Genomic DNA, 15,610 nt, shown 5'->3' with positions numbered 1-15,610 from the left:
CCGGGCGGCCCGCGACCGACCGCCCGGCCCTGCCCCTGACCTGCCGGACCCCGCACCCGGACCGACGGACCGGCCCCCACCGACGACCGCCCGGTCCCGCCCCCGACCTGCCGGACCCCGCACACCCGCGCCCCTGCCCGCCCCGCCCCGGGCGTCGCGGCACCGTGCCAGGATGGGGGCGTGTCAGCGACCTCCTTCGCCGGTCCGCTCGTCGGCCGGGACGACGAACTCGCCCGTCTCGCCGGGGTGCTGGAAGGCGCCCGGCGCGGTCAGGCACGTGCCGTGCTGCTCGCCGGGGACGCCGGGGTGGGCAAGACCCGGCTGCTGGACGAGGTCGCCGTGCGGGCCGCCGCGGACGGGATGACGGTGGTCACCGGGCACTGCGTGGACCTGGGCGACGTGGGCCTGCCGTACCTGCCGTTCACCGAGGTGCTGGGGCGGTTGGCCGCCGACGAGCGGTTCGCGGCGGTCGTCGCCGGCCGCCCGGCGGTCGGCCGGCTGCTGGGCGGCGGCACCGACGCGATGCGGGACGCGGACGCGCGGCTGCGGCTGTTCGAGGGCGTGGCCGAGCTGCTCGCCGAGGTCGCGGACGTCGCGCCGCTGCTGCTGGTGCTGGAGGACCTGCACTGGGCCGACCAGTCCTCGCGCGACCTGCTGCGTTTCCTGCTGGGCCGCGGGGTGCTGCAGCGCCCCGCGGTGGGGTCGCCCGCGCCCCGGCTGGCGGTCTGTGCCTCGTACCGGGCGGACGACCTGCACCGGCGGCATCCGCTGCGGCCGGTGCTGGCGGAGCTGGTGCGGCTGCCCGTGGTGGAGCGGCTGGAGCTGCGACCGCTGCCCGACGCCGACGTGACCCGGCTGGTGCGGGCGCTGGAGGCGCGGCCCCTGCCGGACGCCACGGTCCGCCGGATCGTGGAGCGCGCGGAGGGCAACGCCTTCTACGCCGAGGAACTGGTGGCCGCCGCCGGCACCCCCGCCACCGGGGTGCCCAGCGGCCTCGCCGACGTCCTGCTGATCCGGGTGGAGCAGCTGTCGGAGACCGCGCAGCGGGTGCTGCGCACCGCGGCCGTCGCCGGACGCCGGGTCCACCACGAGGTGCTGCGCGAGGCGGTCGGGCTGCCCGAGGACGAGCTGGAGCCGGCCCTGCGGGAGGCCGTCGGGCGGCAGCTGCTGGTCGCCGGGGAGGGCGGCACGTACTCCTTCCGGCACGCCCTGGCCCGGGAGGCGGTCTACGCGGACCTGCTGCCGGGTGAACGGGCGCGGCTGCACGGGGCGTTCGCCCGGCTGCTGGCCTGGCGCGGACCGCGTGCGGAGACGGCGGCGGAGCGGGCGCACCACCACCGGGAGAGCCACGACCCGGCGCGGGCGCTCGCCGCGTCGCTGGAGGCCGCCGACCACGCCCAGCGACTCGGCGCGCCCGCCGAGGAGCTGCGGCACCTGGAGACCGCCCTGGACCTGTGGCCGGCGGTGGGCGCGGAGGGGCTGCCCGAGGGCACGCCGGCCGATCCGGTGACGCTGACCCTGCGGGCGTCGGCCGCGGCGGCGCACGCCGGTGAACTGCACCGCGCGGTCGCCCTCACCCGGTCCGCGCTGGCGGACCTCGGGCGGGACGCCGACCTGGAGCTCGCCGCGCGGGTGCGGTACACGCTGGCCGGGAACCTGCTGCGGGTCGACAGCCTGGCCGCGGCCTTCGCGCACAGCAGCGAGGCGCTGGCGATGATCCCCGGGGAACCGGCCTCGCCGACCTGGGTGTGGGCGGCGGCCACGCACGTCATGACCGCGCGGCAGGTCGGGGAGAACGACACGGCGCTGTCGGTGGCCCACCGGGCGCTGGCGGCGGCCGAACGGCTGGGCATGGCCGACGCGCAGGCGGACCTGTTGATCTCGGTGGTCGGTCTGGAGGAGTTCAGCCGCCACTCCGCCGAAGGGCGGGAACGGCTCACCCGGGCGAGGGAGCTGGCCCGGGAGGCCGGCAACGCGGCGGTGGAGCTGCGGGCCCTGTACAACCTGGCCATGGGCGCCCACGAGGCCGGGGAGCTGGAGGCGTGCCTGCCGTTGCTGACGGAGGGGCTGGACCGGGCCCGCCGCGCCGGGCTGCTGGCGTCGCCGTATCCGCTGGCGATGCGGTACCTGCGGCTGCTGGTGCTGTACGCGACGGGCCGCTGGGACGCGTGCGCGCGGGCCGCGGAGGCCGATGCCCGGGAGCTTCCCCCGCTGGGCGGGTACGCGGTCGCGCCCGCGCTGTACGTGGCGCTGGCGGGGGGTGACTTCTCGGCCGTGGAGCGGGTCCGGGCCACCCTGGACGGGCCGTTCGACTGGATGGCGACGCTGGTGGCGGGGATCCTGCTGACCGACGCGGCCGCGCTGCGGGGCGACCCGGAGGAGGCCGTGCGGTGGATGCGCCGCACGATCACGTCGCTCACGGACGCGTCGGGGACGGCCCCGGACGTCACGGTGCGGCTGGCGGCCCTGGCGCTGGCGGCGGTCGCGGACGCGGCGACAGAGCGGCGTGCGGCCGGTGACGAGGCCGGTGTCCGCCGGTGGGCCGGGACCGCCGACGACCTGGTGGAGCGGGCCCGGGCGTCGGCCGCGCACGGCGAGGACGGCGGGCCGCAGGGCAGTGAGGGCCAGGCGTGGTTGGCGCGGGCGGAGGCCGAGTGGCGCCGGGCGGTGTCGGGGCCGGAGACCGCCGTGTGGGAGCGGGCGGTGGCCGCGTTCGGCTTCGGGGACGTGTACGAGCGGGAGCGGTCCCGGCTGCGGTACGCCGAGGCCCTGCTGGCCGCCGGGCGGCGGGAGGAGGCGGCGGCCGAGGTCGGCGCCGTGCGTGAGGCGGCCGGACGGCTGGGCGCCGTACCGCTGGTGGAGCGGGCCGAGGCGCTGGCGGCGCGCGGCGGGCTCGGCGGGCCGTCCGGGGCGGGGCGGGCCGGGGTGCTGACCGCGCGCGAGCGGGAGGTGCTGCGGCTGCTCGCCCGGGGGCGGAGCAACCGGCAGATCGGCGAGGAGCTGTTCATCAGCGGCAAGACGGCGAGCGTCCACGTGTCGAACATCCTCGCCAAACTGGGCGCGTCGGGGCGCACCGAGGCGGTGGCGATCGCCTATCGGGAGGATCTGGTCGCCCCGGAGTCCGACGGGCCGGGCCGGGTGGCCGACACGCCCCGCCGCCCCACGTCCGCCTGACCCTTTCCGCCGCGTCGCGTCGCCATACTGTGGCGATCGGCGACGCTCGGTGATCACAGGGTGACCGTGCGCCGCCGGGCCCGGATGGCGGTGCGGCGGAAGCGGAGCGGCGGCGGATGGTCTCGACAGCGGCGACGATGCGTACGGGTGCGGTGGCGGCGGTGGCCGCCCTGTCCCTCCTGGCGGTTCCGGCGCACGCCGCCGGCGGGGCGGCCCGGGCCCCGGCGTCGGCCCCGGCGCTCGACGCGCCCGATCTGGCCGGCCTGCAGAAGCTGCTGGGCACGGCGCGGACACAGGGCGCGCCGGGGGCGATGGCGCGGATCGACGACCACGGCACGGTGCTGCGGGCGGCCACCGGTGTGGCGGACCGCGCGACGGGGCGGGCCCTCACCGACGCGGACCGCTTCCGCATCGGCAGCGTCACCAAGGTGATGACCGCCGTGGTGCTGCTGCAACTGGTCGACGAGGGACGGCTGGAGCTGGACTCCCCCGTCAACCGCCACCTGCCGGGGCTGCTGCCCGACGACCGCATCACGGTCCGTCACGTCCTGAGCCACCGGAGCGGGTTGTACGACTACACCAACGACATGTTCGCCCGGACGGTGTCCGGCTTCGAGGCGGTCCGCACGAAGGTGTTCACGCTGCGCGCGCTGGTACGCAGGTCGCTGCAGCACCCGCGGACCACGGCGCCGGGCGGCGCCTACCGCTACTCCAACACCAACTTCGTCGTCGCGGGGATGCTGATCCGCACGGTGACGGGCCGGTCCCTGGCGACCGAGTACCGGGAGCGGATCGTCGGACCGCTGGGACTGCGCGACACGTTCTACGTGCATCCCGGCACCGCGCTCCCGGGCCGCCACACCCGCGGCTACCTCACCCCGGACGCGGCCGGCGGGGCCCTCGTCGACGCCACCGAGCAGACGGTGTCCTGGGCGCAGAGCGCGGGCGCCGTCATCTCCACCACGCGGGACGTCAACACGTTCCTCACGGCGCTGATGTCGGGGCGGCTGGTCTCGGCCGCGGCCCTGCGGGAGATGCGGCGCTGGGTGCCGGCGGGCACCGGGCAGGCGTACGGGCTGGGGCTGCGGCGGCGCGACCTGTCGTGCGGGGTGTCGGTGTACGGGCACACCGGTGCCGTACAGGGCTACTACTCCTACGCGTTCACGTCGAAGGACGGACGGCGTTCCCTCACGGCGCTGGCCACCACCTCGAACAACGCGAAGGTGATGGGCACGATGCTGCGGACGCTGGACGCGGCGTTCTGCGGGCGCTCGGCCGCCCGCAGCGCCGCACCGGCCGCCCCGGTGCACGAGGACGTGGCGCCGCAGGTGGCCCGTCCCTGAGGGCGGCCGGTTCCGCCGGGGGCGGACGGTCCCTCCGGTTTCTTGGCGGAGGGCAGGCGTCCGGGTGAGGATGACGCCATGAAAGGTGATCTCTTTTCCAGCCGGCACATGGTGCAGCCCGCTACGGCCCCGGGCATGACCGTCGAGAGCGCGAAGTGCATCCGGTACGTGGTCGACGGGGAGATGCTCGCCCGGCAGGGCGCCATGGTCGCCTACCGCGGCTCCCTGCAGTTCGAACGCAAGGGCCAGGGCGTGGGCGGCATGCTGAAGCGAGCGGTGACCGGTGAGGGGCTGCCGCTGATGGCGGTGCGCGGGCAGGGTGAGGCGTGGTTCGCGCAGGAGGCGCAGAACTGTTTCATCGTCGACGTCGAGCCCGGTGACGAGTTCACCGTCAACGGCCGCAACGTGCTCTGCTTCGACCCCACCCTGGCCTACCGGATCAGCACGGTGAAGGGCGCCGGCATCACCGGCGGCGGCCTGTTCAACAGCGTGTTCACCGGGCACGGCCGACTGGGGCTGGTGTGTGACGGCGATCCCCTGGTCATCCCGGTCTCGCCGCAGCAGCCGGTGCACGTGGACACCGACGCCGTCGTGGGCTGGACGGCGGGGCTGACCACCTCGCTGAACCGGTCGCAGTCGTTGGGGTCGATGCTCCGCGGGGGCTCGGGCGAGGCGGTCCAGCTGGTGCTCCAGGGCGAGGGGTACGTCGTGGTGCGGCCCAGCGAGGCGACCCCGCACAAGCCGCAGCAGCACTGAGGGGGGCGGCCGTCGGACGGTGTATGTCGCGCCGCGGGCCGTGCGGCCGGCCGGGGCGGTCCGCCGCGCGGGAGCCGTGCGGCCCGGTGCCGCCACGGTTGACCGGGGCCGCGCACCGGGGTGAGAGTGCGTCACGGCGTGGATCACGACCCCCGCGCCGGAAAGGTGACCGACATGATCGGGATCTCGCGGATCGAGGCGGCGGCCGAACGGATCGCCGGGCACGTGGTGCGGACGCCGACCGTCCCCAGCCCCGGACTGTCGGCACTGCTGGGCGTCCCGGTCACGGCGAAGCTGGAACTGCTGCAGCGCACCGGGTCGTTCAAGGCCCGGGGAGCGGCCTCGAAGCTGCTGGCGCTCGGGGAGGCCGAGCGGGCCGCCGGGGTGGTGGCCGTCAGCGGCGGCAACCACGGCATCGCACTCGCGGTCATGGCCTCCGCCCTGGACGTCAAGGCGACGGTGGTGATGCCGCGTTCGGCTCCGGCGCGTGCCGTGGAGGTCGCCGAGTCGGCCGGGGCGACGGTGCGGCTCACCGAGGACATGGACGGCGCCTTCGCGCTGATGACCCGGCTCCAGGAGGAGGGACTGACCCTGGTCCACCCGTTCGACGATCCCGAGGTGATCGCCGGACAGGGCACCGTGGGACTGGAGTTGGCCGAGGACGTCGACGAGGTCACCGACGTGCTGGTCAGCATCGGGGGCGGGGGGCTGATCTCCGGTGTGGCGGCGGCCCTGCGGGCCCGGCGGCCGGGCGTGCGGGTGTGGGGGGTGGAGACCGGGGGTGCCGAGGCCATGTCCGAGGCGCTGGCCGCGGGCGGTCCGGTGCCGGTGGAGCTGTCGTCGATCGTCTCCACGCTGAGCGCTCCGAGCGTGTCGGCGCTGACCTACCAGCACGTCGCCGAGCTGGTCACCGAGGTGCTGGTGGTGCCGGACCGGGAGGCGGTGCGCGGGTCGCTGGAGCTGGCCGAGCACGCCAAGGTGTGGACGGAACCGGCCGCCGGCTGTCTGCTGCCGGCGGCCCGGCAGGTGCGGGAGCGGGTCGGCGACGGCGCCCGGCTCGCACTGGTCGTCTGCGGCGGCAACGCGACCACCGCCGACATGGCGGCCTGGGCCGACCGCTTCGGACTGCGCTGACCCCCGCCGGCGGGGCCGCACCCGGACCGGGCCGCCCCTTCGGGCGGTGGCCCCACCGGGTGGGCCGCCGCCTTTCCACCGCATTCCACGTTCCCGCGCGACCGGGTCCTTTCCCGCCCGCCGGGGGATTTACCGCGGGTTACTCCAGGTGGGCCGGGAGCGGTTCTTTCACCGCCGCCGGAAAAGGAGCGGGACGGCCCGCCGAACGGCACAGCGTGCCAGGTGAGCCGCGTGCCGCCCGGTTCCGGGAGATCGGCCGATACCTGCGCGGGCCACGGTTTTCGACACGCGGGACGGAATTTCTCCCGTGCCGTGATCCGGACGCGTTCCATTGAACCGATCCGGCCCCGTCCTCCGTACCTGTGCCCAAGGCGGAAACAGCGGTCGGACGAGGGATGGCCATGGGCAGGGCGCACGTCTCCACGCACGGGTCGGTCGGTGGTCGGTTCCGGCTGGTCGAGGTCCTCCACCGGGAGACCAACCGCGTCTGCTGGTACGCCGACGACACCCGGTCGGGCCGCCCCTGCCTGGTCACCCGGACCGGACTGCCCGAGGACACCTCCGACGACACCGCGCGCCGGGCCCTGTCGCGCGTCCTGCGCACCACCGAGAGCGTGGACCGGCTGGCACCGGGGCGGGTGGCGACCGTGGTGGACGCCGTCGGCGAGGACGGCGCGCTGTGGACGGTCACCGCGTGGATCGACGGCGTCCCGCTCGGGCAGCTCCTCGCCGAGCAGGGCACCGTCAACCCCGTGCGGGCCGCCCGTATCGGCCTGGAACTGCTCGACGTGCTGGACGCCGCCCACGCCCAGGGCATCACGCACGGCGAACTCAGCCCCGGCCAGGTCTTCGTGCGCGACACCGGCCCGGTCGTCGTCACCGGATACGGGCTCGTCGGCGCGACCCTGGCACCGCGGCTGACCGCGCCGTCGTACGCCTCACCGGAGCAGGCCCGCGACGAGCGCGTCGGCCCGGCCGCCGACCTCTGGGCGCTGGGCGCCCTCCTCTACACGATGGTGGAGGGACGTCCGCCGTTCCGGGACCGGGGGCGGCCCGAGGCGACGCTGCGGGGCGTGGACCGGCTGCCGCTGCGCTCCCCCGTGCGGGCCGGGCCGCTCACGCGGGTCGTGCAGGGGCTGCTGCGCAAGGACGCGCGGGAGCGACTGACCCGTCCGGTGGTGCGCGAGGCCCTCACCCGCGTCCTCAGCGAGGAGCCGGACGCGGGAGCGGCGGCGGAGGCCGGACGTCCCCGGCTGCGCGGTGCCGGCTTCGCCGTGGTGCGGCGCGCGGGCCGGCGGTGGAGCCGCCGGACGACGCTCCTCGGCACCGCCCTGGCCGTCGTCGCCGTGACGGCCGCCCTGCTGGTCGTGACGCAGTCGCTGCCCGGCGGCGGCCCGTCCGCCGCCGGTCCCCCGGCCGCACCGCCCGCCGCCCCCTCGGCTCCCCCGTCGGCACCGGCGGCCCCGCCGTCGCCCGGCGGGACCGCGGAGGGCGGGGACCGGGACCCGAACACGCCGTCCACCCCGCCGGACCGTGCCGAGCCGTCCCCGTCCGGCACGGGTGGGCTGCCCGCGGGATTCCGCGTCCTGCGCGCGCCGGAGGGCTTCTCCGTCGCGCTGCCGGCGGGCTGGCAACGGGTGGCCACCACACCGGGGGCCGAAGGGTCCTACCGTGCCACCTTCGGCGCCGACGGCGATCCGCGCACGCTCGCGGTGACCTACAGCGAGCGGGTCGGCCCGGACCCGGTCGCGGTGTGGCGGGGCGACGTGGAGCCCGCCCTGCGGCGCACCGCGGGCTACCAGCGCATCGGCGCCATCCGGGAGCTGACCTACCAGGGGCGGAGGGCCGCCGACATGGAGTGGTACGCCACCGTCGACGGCACCAGGGTGCGCACCCTGGGCCGCGGGGTCCTCCTCGGCGGCGGGCGCGGCTTCTCGCTGCGCTGGACGACCCCGGTCGCGGACTGGGACGAGCCCGCCGGGCAGGAGGCGCTGCGCACCGTCCTGCGGACCTTCCGGCCCGGCACGGACTGACCAGCGCGCACGCTTCCGCACGGTCCGCCCCTCACCCGGCCGTTCCTCACCCGGCGGTTCCTCACCCCGGGCACCGCAGCCTGCGCAGGCGTGTCGGAGGGAGGGGGCGGGTCGCCCAGCGTGCCGTGAACGTGCGGTCGGCCAGGGAGCAGGTCAGGCGCAGGCGGTGCGGTGTCTCCAGGAACAGCACGTCCGCCGTCAGCGTCCCGGGCCCGGTCCAGCCGCCGCCGACGGCGGTCGGGACGGGCTCCTCGGTGACCGTCCACCCCGTCTCCGGGAGCCGCAGCGACAGCGGTTCGCCGCGGTCGGTGAGGGTGAGCGTCCAGCCGCCGTCCCCGGCGGCGACCTCCGCGCCGGCCAGGGTGGGCTGGTCGGCGCAGGTGCCGCCCGCCGGGGCGAAGACGGCGCCCGCCCACTGCGCGGCGCGCTCCGACGGCACCGGGCCGCCCGGCGCCGGTGGGAGGGAGAGCCGGGCGAGCCGGTCGCGCAGCGCCGCGTCCTCGGCGTCCCGGCCGGCGAGCGGTGCCGGGTGGAAGGCGGGCAGCAGGTGCCGCCAGACCAGGTCCAGGTAGTCCTGCATGCGTTCGGTCGCCGAGGTCGCGGCGATCACGGCGCCGTGCTCGGGCAGCACGAGGCAGAACTGGCCGTAGGCGCCGTCCCCGCGGTATCCGTGCCGGGACATCCAGAAGTGGTGGCCGTACCCCTGGTCCCAGTCCGGGCGGTCCTCGCCCAGGGCGCCGTCCGTCGCGATGTGCGGGCGCGCGGCGCGGGCGGCCCAGCCCGCGGGCAGCAGCCGCCGGCCGTCGTGGACACCGTCGGCGAGGTACAGCGCGCCCAGCCGGGCGACGGCGTCGGTGGAGGCGTACAGGCCGCTGAAGCCGATCTCGCGTCCGGTGCGGTCGCGGACCCACCCGGTCCGGCCGATGCCCAGCGGGTCCAGCAGCCGGGGCCGCAGGTAGTCGGTGAGCGACCGCCCGGTCACGCGCTGGACGACGGCGCCCAGGGTGTAGGTGTTGGGCTGGTTGTAGGCGAAGAGGGTGCCCGGGTCGCGGTCGGGCGGGAGCAGCAGGAAGCCGCGCACGGGCTCGGCGGGGTCGCGGCGGTACGCCTCGTCCACGGTGTCGCGGGCGTGGCCACTGGCCATCGAGGCGAGGTGCCGGATCCGCAGCGCGCGGCTGCGGGGGTCGGTGACGTCCGCCGCGAACTCCGGGAAGTAGGAGAGCACCGGCGCGTCGAAGTCGATCAGCCCCTCCGCCTCGGCGAGGGCCGCGGCGGTCACGGTGAAGCACTTGCTGAGCGAGTACAGCAGGTGCGGGCGTGCGGGGGTGTAGGGGGCCCACCACCCGGAGGCGACCACCTGGCCGTGCCGCAGGATCATGAGACTGTGCGGCTCGATGTCCCCGGCGGCCTCCAGGGCGTCGAGGAGGGCGTGGACACCGGCGGCGTCGACGCCCTGGGCGGCGGGTGCGGCGGCGGGCAGCGGATCGGCACTGGTACGGCTCATGCGGCGATCCTGCCCGGCCGGGGCCGGGTGATCCACCGTTTCCGGCCGGCGCGGACGGGGACCCGGACATCATGGTGCAGATCGGATACACGATGATGACCGAGCAGGCCGGACCGCGGGAACTGGTCGACCATGTGGTGCGGGCCGAGGAGGCGGGCTTCGACTTCTCGGTGACCTCGGACCACTACTTCCCGTGGCTGCGGGCCCAGGGCCACTCCCCGTACGCCTGGAGCGTGCTGGGCGCCGCCGCCCAGGCCACCTCGCGCATCCCGCTGATGACGTACGTGACCTGTCCGACGTTCCGCTACCACCCCGCGGTGGTGGCGCAGAAGGCGGCGACCCTGCAGCTGCTGTCCGAGGGCCGGTTCCGGCTGGGTCTGGGCTCGGGCGAGAACCTCAACGAGCACGTCGTGGGCGGCGGCTGGCCCTCCGTCGACGTGCGGCACGAGATGTTCGAGGAGGCGGTGGAGATCATCCGCGCGCTCCTCGACGGCGGTCACGTCAACCGTCGCGGCACCCACTTCGACGTGGAGTCGGCCCGGCTGTGGGACCTGCCGGACCAGCCGCCGCCGATCGGCATCGCGGTCTCCGGGGAGCGTTCCTGCGCCCTCGCGGGGCGGCTCGCCGATCTGGTGATCGCGACCGAGCCGGAGGCCGGGCTGCTCGACGCCTTCGACCGGCACGGCGGCGCGGGGAAGCCGCGGGTGGGACAGCTGCCGGTGTGCCACGACGCCGACCGGGACGCGGCGGTGCGGCGGGCCCACGCCGAGTTCCGGTGGTTCGGCAACGGCTGGAAGGTCAACTCCGAACTCCCCCACCCGGACTCCTTCGAGGCCGCCACGCAGTTCGTGCGGCCGGACGACGTGGCCGCCTCGATCCCCTGCGGCGACGACCCGGACGACTTCGTCGAGGCGGTCCGCCCCTACGCGGAGGCCGGCTTCACCGAGATCGCGCTGGTGCAGATCGGCGGCGACTCCCAGCCGGCCTATCTGGACTGGGCGGAGAAGACGCTGCTCCCGGCGCTGCGGGACGCCTTCGGCTGAGGCGGGAGGCGGTGGCGCGAGGCGGAGACGGCAGGGGTGAGGCGCTGGACGGTTCCCCACGGCCGAGCGGCCCGAGCGGGCGTGGACAGGCAGGGACGGGCAGGTACGGGCAGGGGCGGACAGGGGCGGGCCCGGAAGGATTCACCCGGACGACGGAGCATTCCGCCGGGATGCGGGGTACTAGAGGGCTCTACGTCGCTACGCGCCCCGGAGGACCTTTCGTGAACTCGTTCGTGCACAAGACCCTGGTGGTGGAACTCCAGGCGGGTGGTTCGGAGCGCTTCCCCGTGCTCGCCCACTTCAGCTACGAACCCGCCGACCCGTTCGCCGTCACCGCGGTCTTCAGTCACGACGGCCGGGTCCTGGCGCGCTGGCAGCTCGACCGCGAGATGGTCGCGGACGGCCTGCGGGGGCCGGTCGGCCTCGGGGACGTCCGCCTGTCCCCGGAGGTGCGCGGCACGGGCCGGGAGCTGCGGATGGAGTTCCTGGGCGAGCCCCGCCCCGACGGGGGCCGGCACCACGCGGTGGTGTTCGCCTGGGCGGAGACGGTCGGGGAGTTCCTCGACGAGACGCGGCGCCTGGTCCCGCCGGGCCACGAGGACGCCGGCGTCGACGACTTCCTGGCGGACCTCCTCGCCGGACGCTGACCCACCGGGCAGGCCCGAGGCGCGATCGACGCGGTCCGCCCGGCCGGGACGCGGTCGGCGTGGTCCGCCCGGCGCGGACGCGGGCGGCACCGGGCGTTCGCGGGGTCGGTCGCTCAGCGGGTCGAGTGCCGATGCCGGGCGTACAGCGGCAGCCCGAACCAGCAGAGCAGGTACCAGAAGACCACCCCGGCGACCAGGTACGGGACAAAGCCGTCGTGGGTCGCCACGCGCAGGATGAGCAGCAGGGACGCGCTGGTGGTGGCGAGCAGCAGCAACAGCCCGAGCAGGGTCACGCGGGAGGCCAGCCGCACCGCCTGCGCCTTGATCCGCCGTCCGGAGACGAGGCGGTGCAGGGTGACCGGAGCGATCAGCGCGCCGGTGGCGCACGCGCCCAGGACGACAGTGACGAGGTAGATCGTCTGATCGGTGTCGGACAGGTCGCCGTACTTCGGCGTGAAGACCACGGTCAGCAGGAACCCGAAGAGGATCTGCACGCCCATCTGCGCGACGCGGACCTCCTGGATCAGCTCCTGCCACATCCGGTCCGCTCTCTCGTCCTCGGTCTCGTTGCGCCCCCGGCGCACCGGACCGGCCTGCTCGGCGCGCGCCGGCCCGCTCTTCTCCGCGCGCACCGGGCGGCCCTGCTCCGCGTCGGACACGCCGCCTCCCATGACTCGGCCCGCCTGCGTCTCTTCCCACCGGGTTCCCCGTCCGCGGGTGCTTTCCCCGCTCCGGGCACCACCGGTTTGGCCGGCGGGCGCCCGGTTACACGGACCGCTACGACACCGAGGCCGGGAGGTTGTGAACGACATGTCGGACACCCAGCTCACCGTCACGCTGAGCGGCGGGGGCATCGACGACGCGCGGGCGGTCGTCCGGGCCCTGGAGGGAACCTTCGGCGCGTCGGACGGCCTCCCCTCCGACGAGCACGCGACCGTGCGGACCGCGACCTTCGGCGCCGAGGGCCCGGCGGACACCGGCGCGTCGGCCGCGGACGCCGCCCCGCTGACGGCGCCCGTGGCCGTGACGGTGCAGGGCACCCCGGACGCGGTGCGCCGGGCGGGCGACACCCTCGGGGCGGCGTTCACGGTCCGCGACGACGGGACGGCGGCCGGCGACCAGGAGCAGGAGAGGCAGCTGTTCCTGGAGCCGTGAGCGTCCCGCCTCCCACGGGCCGCCCTTCTCCGCCGGGAGGCTTTTCGCCGGAAGGTCGCCGACGGACGGCGAGGGTCCGTCCGAACGGCGGGCCGTGCGCGCTCCCGCCTCGTCGGCGGGCCGTGCCCGTGTCCGCTCCCCGGCGGGTCGTGGGCGTTCCCGTCGCGTACCACCTGCGCGTTCCCGTGTCAGCGCCGGGCGCGCGGGACGCCCTCACAGTCAGCGCCGGGGGCGCGTACCGTCCTCCCACCCGGGCCCGCGGGGCCGCCCCTCGCGGGCCGGGCGGGCGGGTCCTACCAGCGGGACTCCACGTGGCCCCGGATCCGCCGGGCGTAGAGGTCGTCGATCGCCGCGAGGGTCTCCCGCGACAGCTCCGGCAGGCGCGCGGCGGCCGCGTTGGCCCGGGCCTGCTCGGGCGAGCGGGCGCCGGGGATCACGGTGGTCACGCCCGGCAGGCCGGCGATCCAGCGCAGCGCCAGCTGGGCCGGGGTGTACCCCTCGGGGGTGAGCGCGGCGAACTCCGCGGCGGCCTCGACCCCGGTGGCGTAGTCGACACCGGAGAAGGTCTCGCCCTGGTCGAAGGACTCGCCGTGCCGGTTGAAGGTCCGGTGGTCGTTCTCGGGGAAGACGGTGTCCTGGGTGTACTTCCCGGACAGCAGACCGGAGGCCAGGGGGACGCGGGCGATGATGCCGACGCCGGCCTCCCGGGCCGCCGGCAGGACCTCGCGCAGCGGCTTCATCCGGAACGGGTTGAGGATGATCTGCACGCTCGCCACGTGCGGCCGGGCGATCGCCGCCAGGGCCTCCGCGCAGGTCTCCACGCTGACGCCGTAGGCGGCGACGCGCTCCTCCTCCACCAGGGTGTCCAGGGCGTCGAAGACCTCGTCGCGGGAGTAGACCTCGGTCGGCGGGCAGTGCAGCTGCACGAGGTCGAGCCGGTCGACGCCGAGGTTGCGGCGGGAGCGGTCCGTCCAGGCGCGGAAGTTGTCCAGCACGTAGTGCTCGGGGAGCTGTTCCACCCGCCGCCCCATCTTGGTGGCGATCATCACGTGCAGGTCGGGGCGGCCACTGACGAAGGACGCGATGGTCTGCTCACTGCGGCCGTCCCCGTACACGTCGGCGGTGTCGAAGAAGGTCACGCCCGACTCGGCGGCGGCCTCCAGCACCGCGAGGGCCTGCTTGTCGTCCACGTCGCCCCAGTCGGCGCCGAGTTGCCAGGTGCCCAGTCCGATCACGGAGGCGTGCTGACCGGACCGTTCGAATGTGCGCTCGTCCATGGGCGACAGTCTGTCATCCGTCCCGGTCGGCCAGGCTCTGTGCCCGGCGCGCGAGCCGGGGGCCCGCCCAGCGCTTGAGGCGCCGCAGGGTGTCCAGCCGCCCGGCCGCCCGGTCGAGGCGGTAGTAGAGCTGCGGGGGGACGTAGGGCAGCAGGGGCGAGTGGCGCTGGCCGAGCAGGGCGAACATCTGCTCCGGGGGGAGGCGGATGTAGCGCTGCAGGTCCGCGTACCACCGGGCGCTGTGCCGGGCGGCGCTCTGCGCCGGCAGCAGGGCGGCCCGGCGTTCGCGTTCGTAGCACGCGAGGGCGGCGGGCACCTCGGCGTGGTCGCGCAGGGCCCCGGCGAGGGCGACGGCGTCCTCCAGGGCGAGGCTGGTGCCGGCGCCGACCGAGTAGTGGGTGGTGTGGGCGGCGTCGCCGAGGAGGACCAGGTTGCCGCGGTGCCAGGTGCGGTTGGTCACGGTGCGGAAGGTCTCCCACCGGGCGGCACCGCCCGGGCCTGGCCGGCCGGTGAGCCGGTGGCCGTCGAGGACGTCGGCGAAGAGTTCTTCCAGCAGGGCGAGCCCGTCGGCCTCCCCGGCGCGGTCGAGCCCCAGTCCGGCGAGGGTGCCGGGGGCGCACTCGATCACGCACGTGCTGCTCCGCGGGCCGTAGGGGTAGCCGTAGCACCAGATCCAGCCGTGGGCGGTCTCGACGAAGGAGTGGGTGAAGGCGTCGAGGACCTTGGTGGTGCCGAGCCAGATGTAGGGGTGCGGCCCGGCGGTGACGCGGGTGCCGAAGTGGTCGGCGTGGCGCGTGCGCAGGGCGCTGTGCACGCCGTCGGCGGCGACCACCAGGTCCGCCTCGGGCAGCCGGTCGGCGGCGACGTCGCTGTCGAAGACGAGGCGAACGCCGAGGGAGCGGGCGCGGTCGGCGAGCAGGTCGAGCAGCCGGTGGCGTCCGATGCCGTACCCGCGGTCGCCGCGGTGGCGGGTGGTCAGGTCCCGCTCGTGGTCCCGGACCCGGGCGACGCCCTCCTGCCAGTGCACGGACCGGGCCGCCAGGGCGTCGGCCGAAGCGGGGTCGTGGGCCCGGAGGCGGTCCAGCAGGGTCTGCCAGTAGGTCACGCCCCACCCGTAGGTGGAGCCCTCGGGGTTGCGTTCGTGGACGGTGACGTCGTGGGCGGGGTCCTGGAGCTTCAGCAGCACCGAGAGATACAGACCGGCGGGTCCACCGCCGACGCAGACGACCTTCACGCGCACCTCCGAGGGGGAACTCCGGTGGGTTCCGGGGGCCTCCGTGCCCGCCGGACCTCCGGACATGACGGACAGGAGCCGGACTCTGACGCAGAGTAGCAGGTGGGCGGTGGTGATCCGCGGGCTTGCGGATCGCGCCATTCTCCGGGCGTGACGGACACCACGGGATCACCGCCGTGGCGCCAGGGTTCGCGCCGAAGAGGCCCGACCACGCAAGGAATTACCCCTTCCGCTCCACTCGGCACCCCGGCGAAGCAAGATCATCTTGGTTCAACCCTGTACCTCCTGCGGTGAATTGCCCGGATCACGG

Annotated in this window: 12 protein-coding genes; 8 read left to right on the top strand and 4 right to left on the bottom strand. The window is 75.6% G+C overall.

Annotated features, from left to right (window positions below; translation table 11 throughout):
* Nucleotides 1-180: 180 nt before the first annotated feature.
* From AC02VZ_RS15705 to AC02VZ_RS15685, 5 genes are all read left to right on the top strand, one after another.
* Nucleotides 181-3,174 carry a helix-turn-helix transcriptional regulator gene (locus AC02VZ_RS15705; RefSeq protein WP_476475641.1) on the top strand — a complete coding sequence of 998 codons (2,994 nt, stop codon included), beginning with the start codon at nucleotides 181-183 and terminating at the stop codon, nucleotides 3,172-3,174.
* 137 nt (nucleotides 3,175-3,311) lie between these two features.
* Nucleotides 3,312-4,517, top strand: coding sequence for a serine hydrolase domain-containing protein (locus AC02VZ_RS15700; RefSeq protein WP_476475664.1), 1,206 nt, complete (start codon nucleotides 3,312-3,314; stop codon nucleotides 4,515-4,517).
* A gap of 78 nt (nucleotides 4,518-4,595) precedes the next feature.
* Complete coding sequence (locus AC02VZ_RS15695; RefSeq protein WP_432057504.1) at nucleotides 4,596-5,273, top strand: AIM24 family protein; 678 nt, start codon at nucleotides 4,596-4,598, stop codon at nucleotides 5,271-5,273.
* Nucleotides 5,274-5,447: 174 nt separating this feature from the next.
* On the top strand, nucleotides 5,448-6,407 hold the full coding sequence (locus AC02VZ_RS15690) for a threonine/serine dehydratase (protein WP_476475640.1): 960 nt from the start codon (nucleotides 5,448-5,450) through the stop codon (nucleotides 6,405-6,407).
* A 401-nt stretch (nucleotides 6,408-6,808) separates the two neighbouring features.
* The gene (locus tag AC02VZ_RS15685; RefSeq protein WP_476475639.1) at nucleotides 6,809-8,440 is read left to right on the top strand and encodes a serine/threonine-protein kinase; all 1,632 of its coding nucleotides are present in this window, start codon (nucleotides 6,809-6,811) and stop codon (nucleotides 8,438-8,440) included.
* A gap of 61 nt (nucleotides 8,441-8,501) precedes the next feature.
* Here AC02VZ_RS15685 and AC02VZ_RS15680 read toward each other — a convergent pair whose 3' ends face one another.
* Entirely contained in the window at nucleotides 8,502-9,944 is a 1,443-nt protein-coding gene (locus AC02VZ_RS15680) for a serine hydrolase domain-containing protein (protein ID WP_476475638.1), read from the bottom strand.
* A gap of 71 nt (nucleotides 9,945-10,015) precedes the next feature.
* Between AC02VZ_RS15680 and AC02VZ_RS15675 the strand changes: the two genes are divergently transcribed.
* Entirely contained in the window at nucleotides 10,016-10,987 is a 972-nt protein-coding gene (locus tag AC02VZ_RS15675; protein ID WP_432057500.1) for an LLM class F420-dependent oxidoreductase, read from the top strand.
* Between the two features lie 221 nt (nucleotides 10,988-11,208).
* Entirely contained in the window at nucleotides 11,209-11,634 is a 426-nt protein-coding gene (locus tag AC02VZ_RS15670) for an SsgA family sporulation/cell division regulator (RefSeq protein WP_432057499.1), read from the top strand.
* A 113-nt stretch (nucleotides 11,635-11,747) separates the two neighbouring features.
* On the opposite strand, the gene AC02VZ_RS15665 is transcribed toward AC02VZ_RS15670, so the two are convergent.
* The gene (locus tag AC02VZ_RS15665; RefSeq protein WP_432057498.1) at nucleotides 11,748-12,305 is read right to left on the bottom strand and encodes a DUF6328 family protein; all 558 of its coding nucleotides are present in this window, start codon (nucleotides 12,303-12,305) and stop codon (nucleotides 11,748-11,750) included.
* A 139-nt stretch (nucleotides 12,306-12,444) separates the two neighbouring features.
* Here AC02VZ_RS15665 and AC02VZ_RS15660 point away from each other — a divergent pair, with 139 nt between their 5' ends.
* On the top strand, nucleotides 12,445-12,789 hold the full coding sequence (locus tag AC02VZ_RS15660; RefSeq protein WP_432057497.1) for a hypothetical protein: 345 nt from the start codon (nucleotides 12,445-12,447) through the stop codon (nucleotides 12,787-12,789).
* A gap of 293 nt (nucleotides 12,790-13,082) precedes the next feature.
* Here the strand turns inward: AC02VZ_RS15660 and AC02VZ_RS15655 are convergent, their stop codons facing one another.
* Together AC02VZ_RS15655 and AC02VZ_RS15650 are read right to left on the bottom strand one after the other, a co-directional pair.
* Nucleotides 13,083-14,066, bottom strand: coding sequence for an aldo/keto reductase (locus AC02VZ_RS15655; protein WP_432057496.1), 984 nt, complete (start codon nucleotides 14,064-14,066; stop codon nucleotides 13,083-13,085).
* A 13-nt stretch (nucleotides 14,067-14,079) separates the two neighbouring features.
* A complete protein-coding gene (locus AC02VZ_RS15650; protein WP_476475663.1) occupies nucleotides 14,080-15,306 on the bottom strand; it encodes an FAD-dependent monooxygenase in 1,227 nt (408 codons plus the stop codon).
* Nucleotides 15,307-15,610 lie beyond the last annotated feature (304 nt).

This window comes from Streptomyces sp. 3-6 (assembly GCF_056323165.1).
The sequence above is the reverse complement of the archived record's forward strand: the minus strand, read 5'-3'. Positions and strand labels throughout refer to the sequence as shown.

Coding starts and splice junctions, on each gene's coding strand:
- AC02VZ_RS15700 (WP_476475664.1), top strand. CDS start 3,312: ATGCGTACGGGTGCGGTGGCGGCGGTGGCCGCCCTGTCCCTCCTGGCG.
- AC02VZ_RS15695 (WP_432057504.1), top strand. CDS start 4,596: ATGAAAGGTGATCTCTTTTCCAGCCGGCACATGGTGCAGCCCGCTACG.
- AC02VZ_RS15690 (WP_476475640.1), top strand. CDS start 5,448: ATGATCGGGATCTCGCGGATCGAGGCGGCGGCCGAACGGATCGCCGGG.
- AC02VZ_RS15685 (WP_476475639.1), top strand. CDS start 6,809: ATGGGCAGGGCGCACGTCTCCACGCACGGGTCGGTCGGTGGTCGGTTC.
- AC02VZ_RS15680 (WP_476475638.1), bottom strand. CDS start 9,944: ATGAGCCGTACCAGTGCCGATCCGCTGCCCGCCGCCGCACCCGCCGCC.
- AC02VZ_RS15675 (WP_432057500.1), top strand. CDS start 10,016: ATGGTGCAGATCGGATACACGATGATGACCGAGCAGGCCGGACCGCGG.
- AC02VZ_RS15665 (WP_432057498.1), bottom strand. CDS start 12,305: ATGGGAGGCGGCGTGTCCGACGCGGAGCAGGGCCGCCCGGTGCGCGCG.
- AC02VZ_RS15660 (WP_432057497.1), top strand. CDS start 12,445: ATGTCGGACACCCAGCTCACCGTCACGCTGAGCGGCGGGGGCATCGAC.
- AC02VZ_RS15655 (WP_432057496.1), bottom strand. CDS start 14,066: ATGGACGAGCGCACATTCGAACGGTCCGGTCAGCACGCCTCCGTGATC.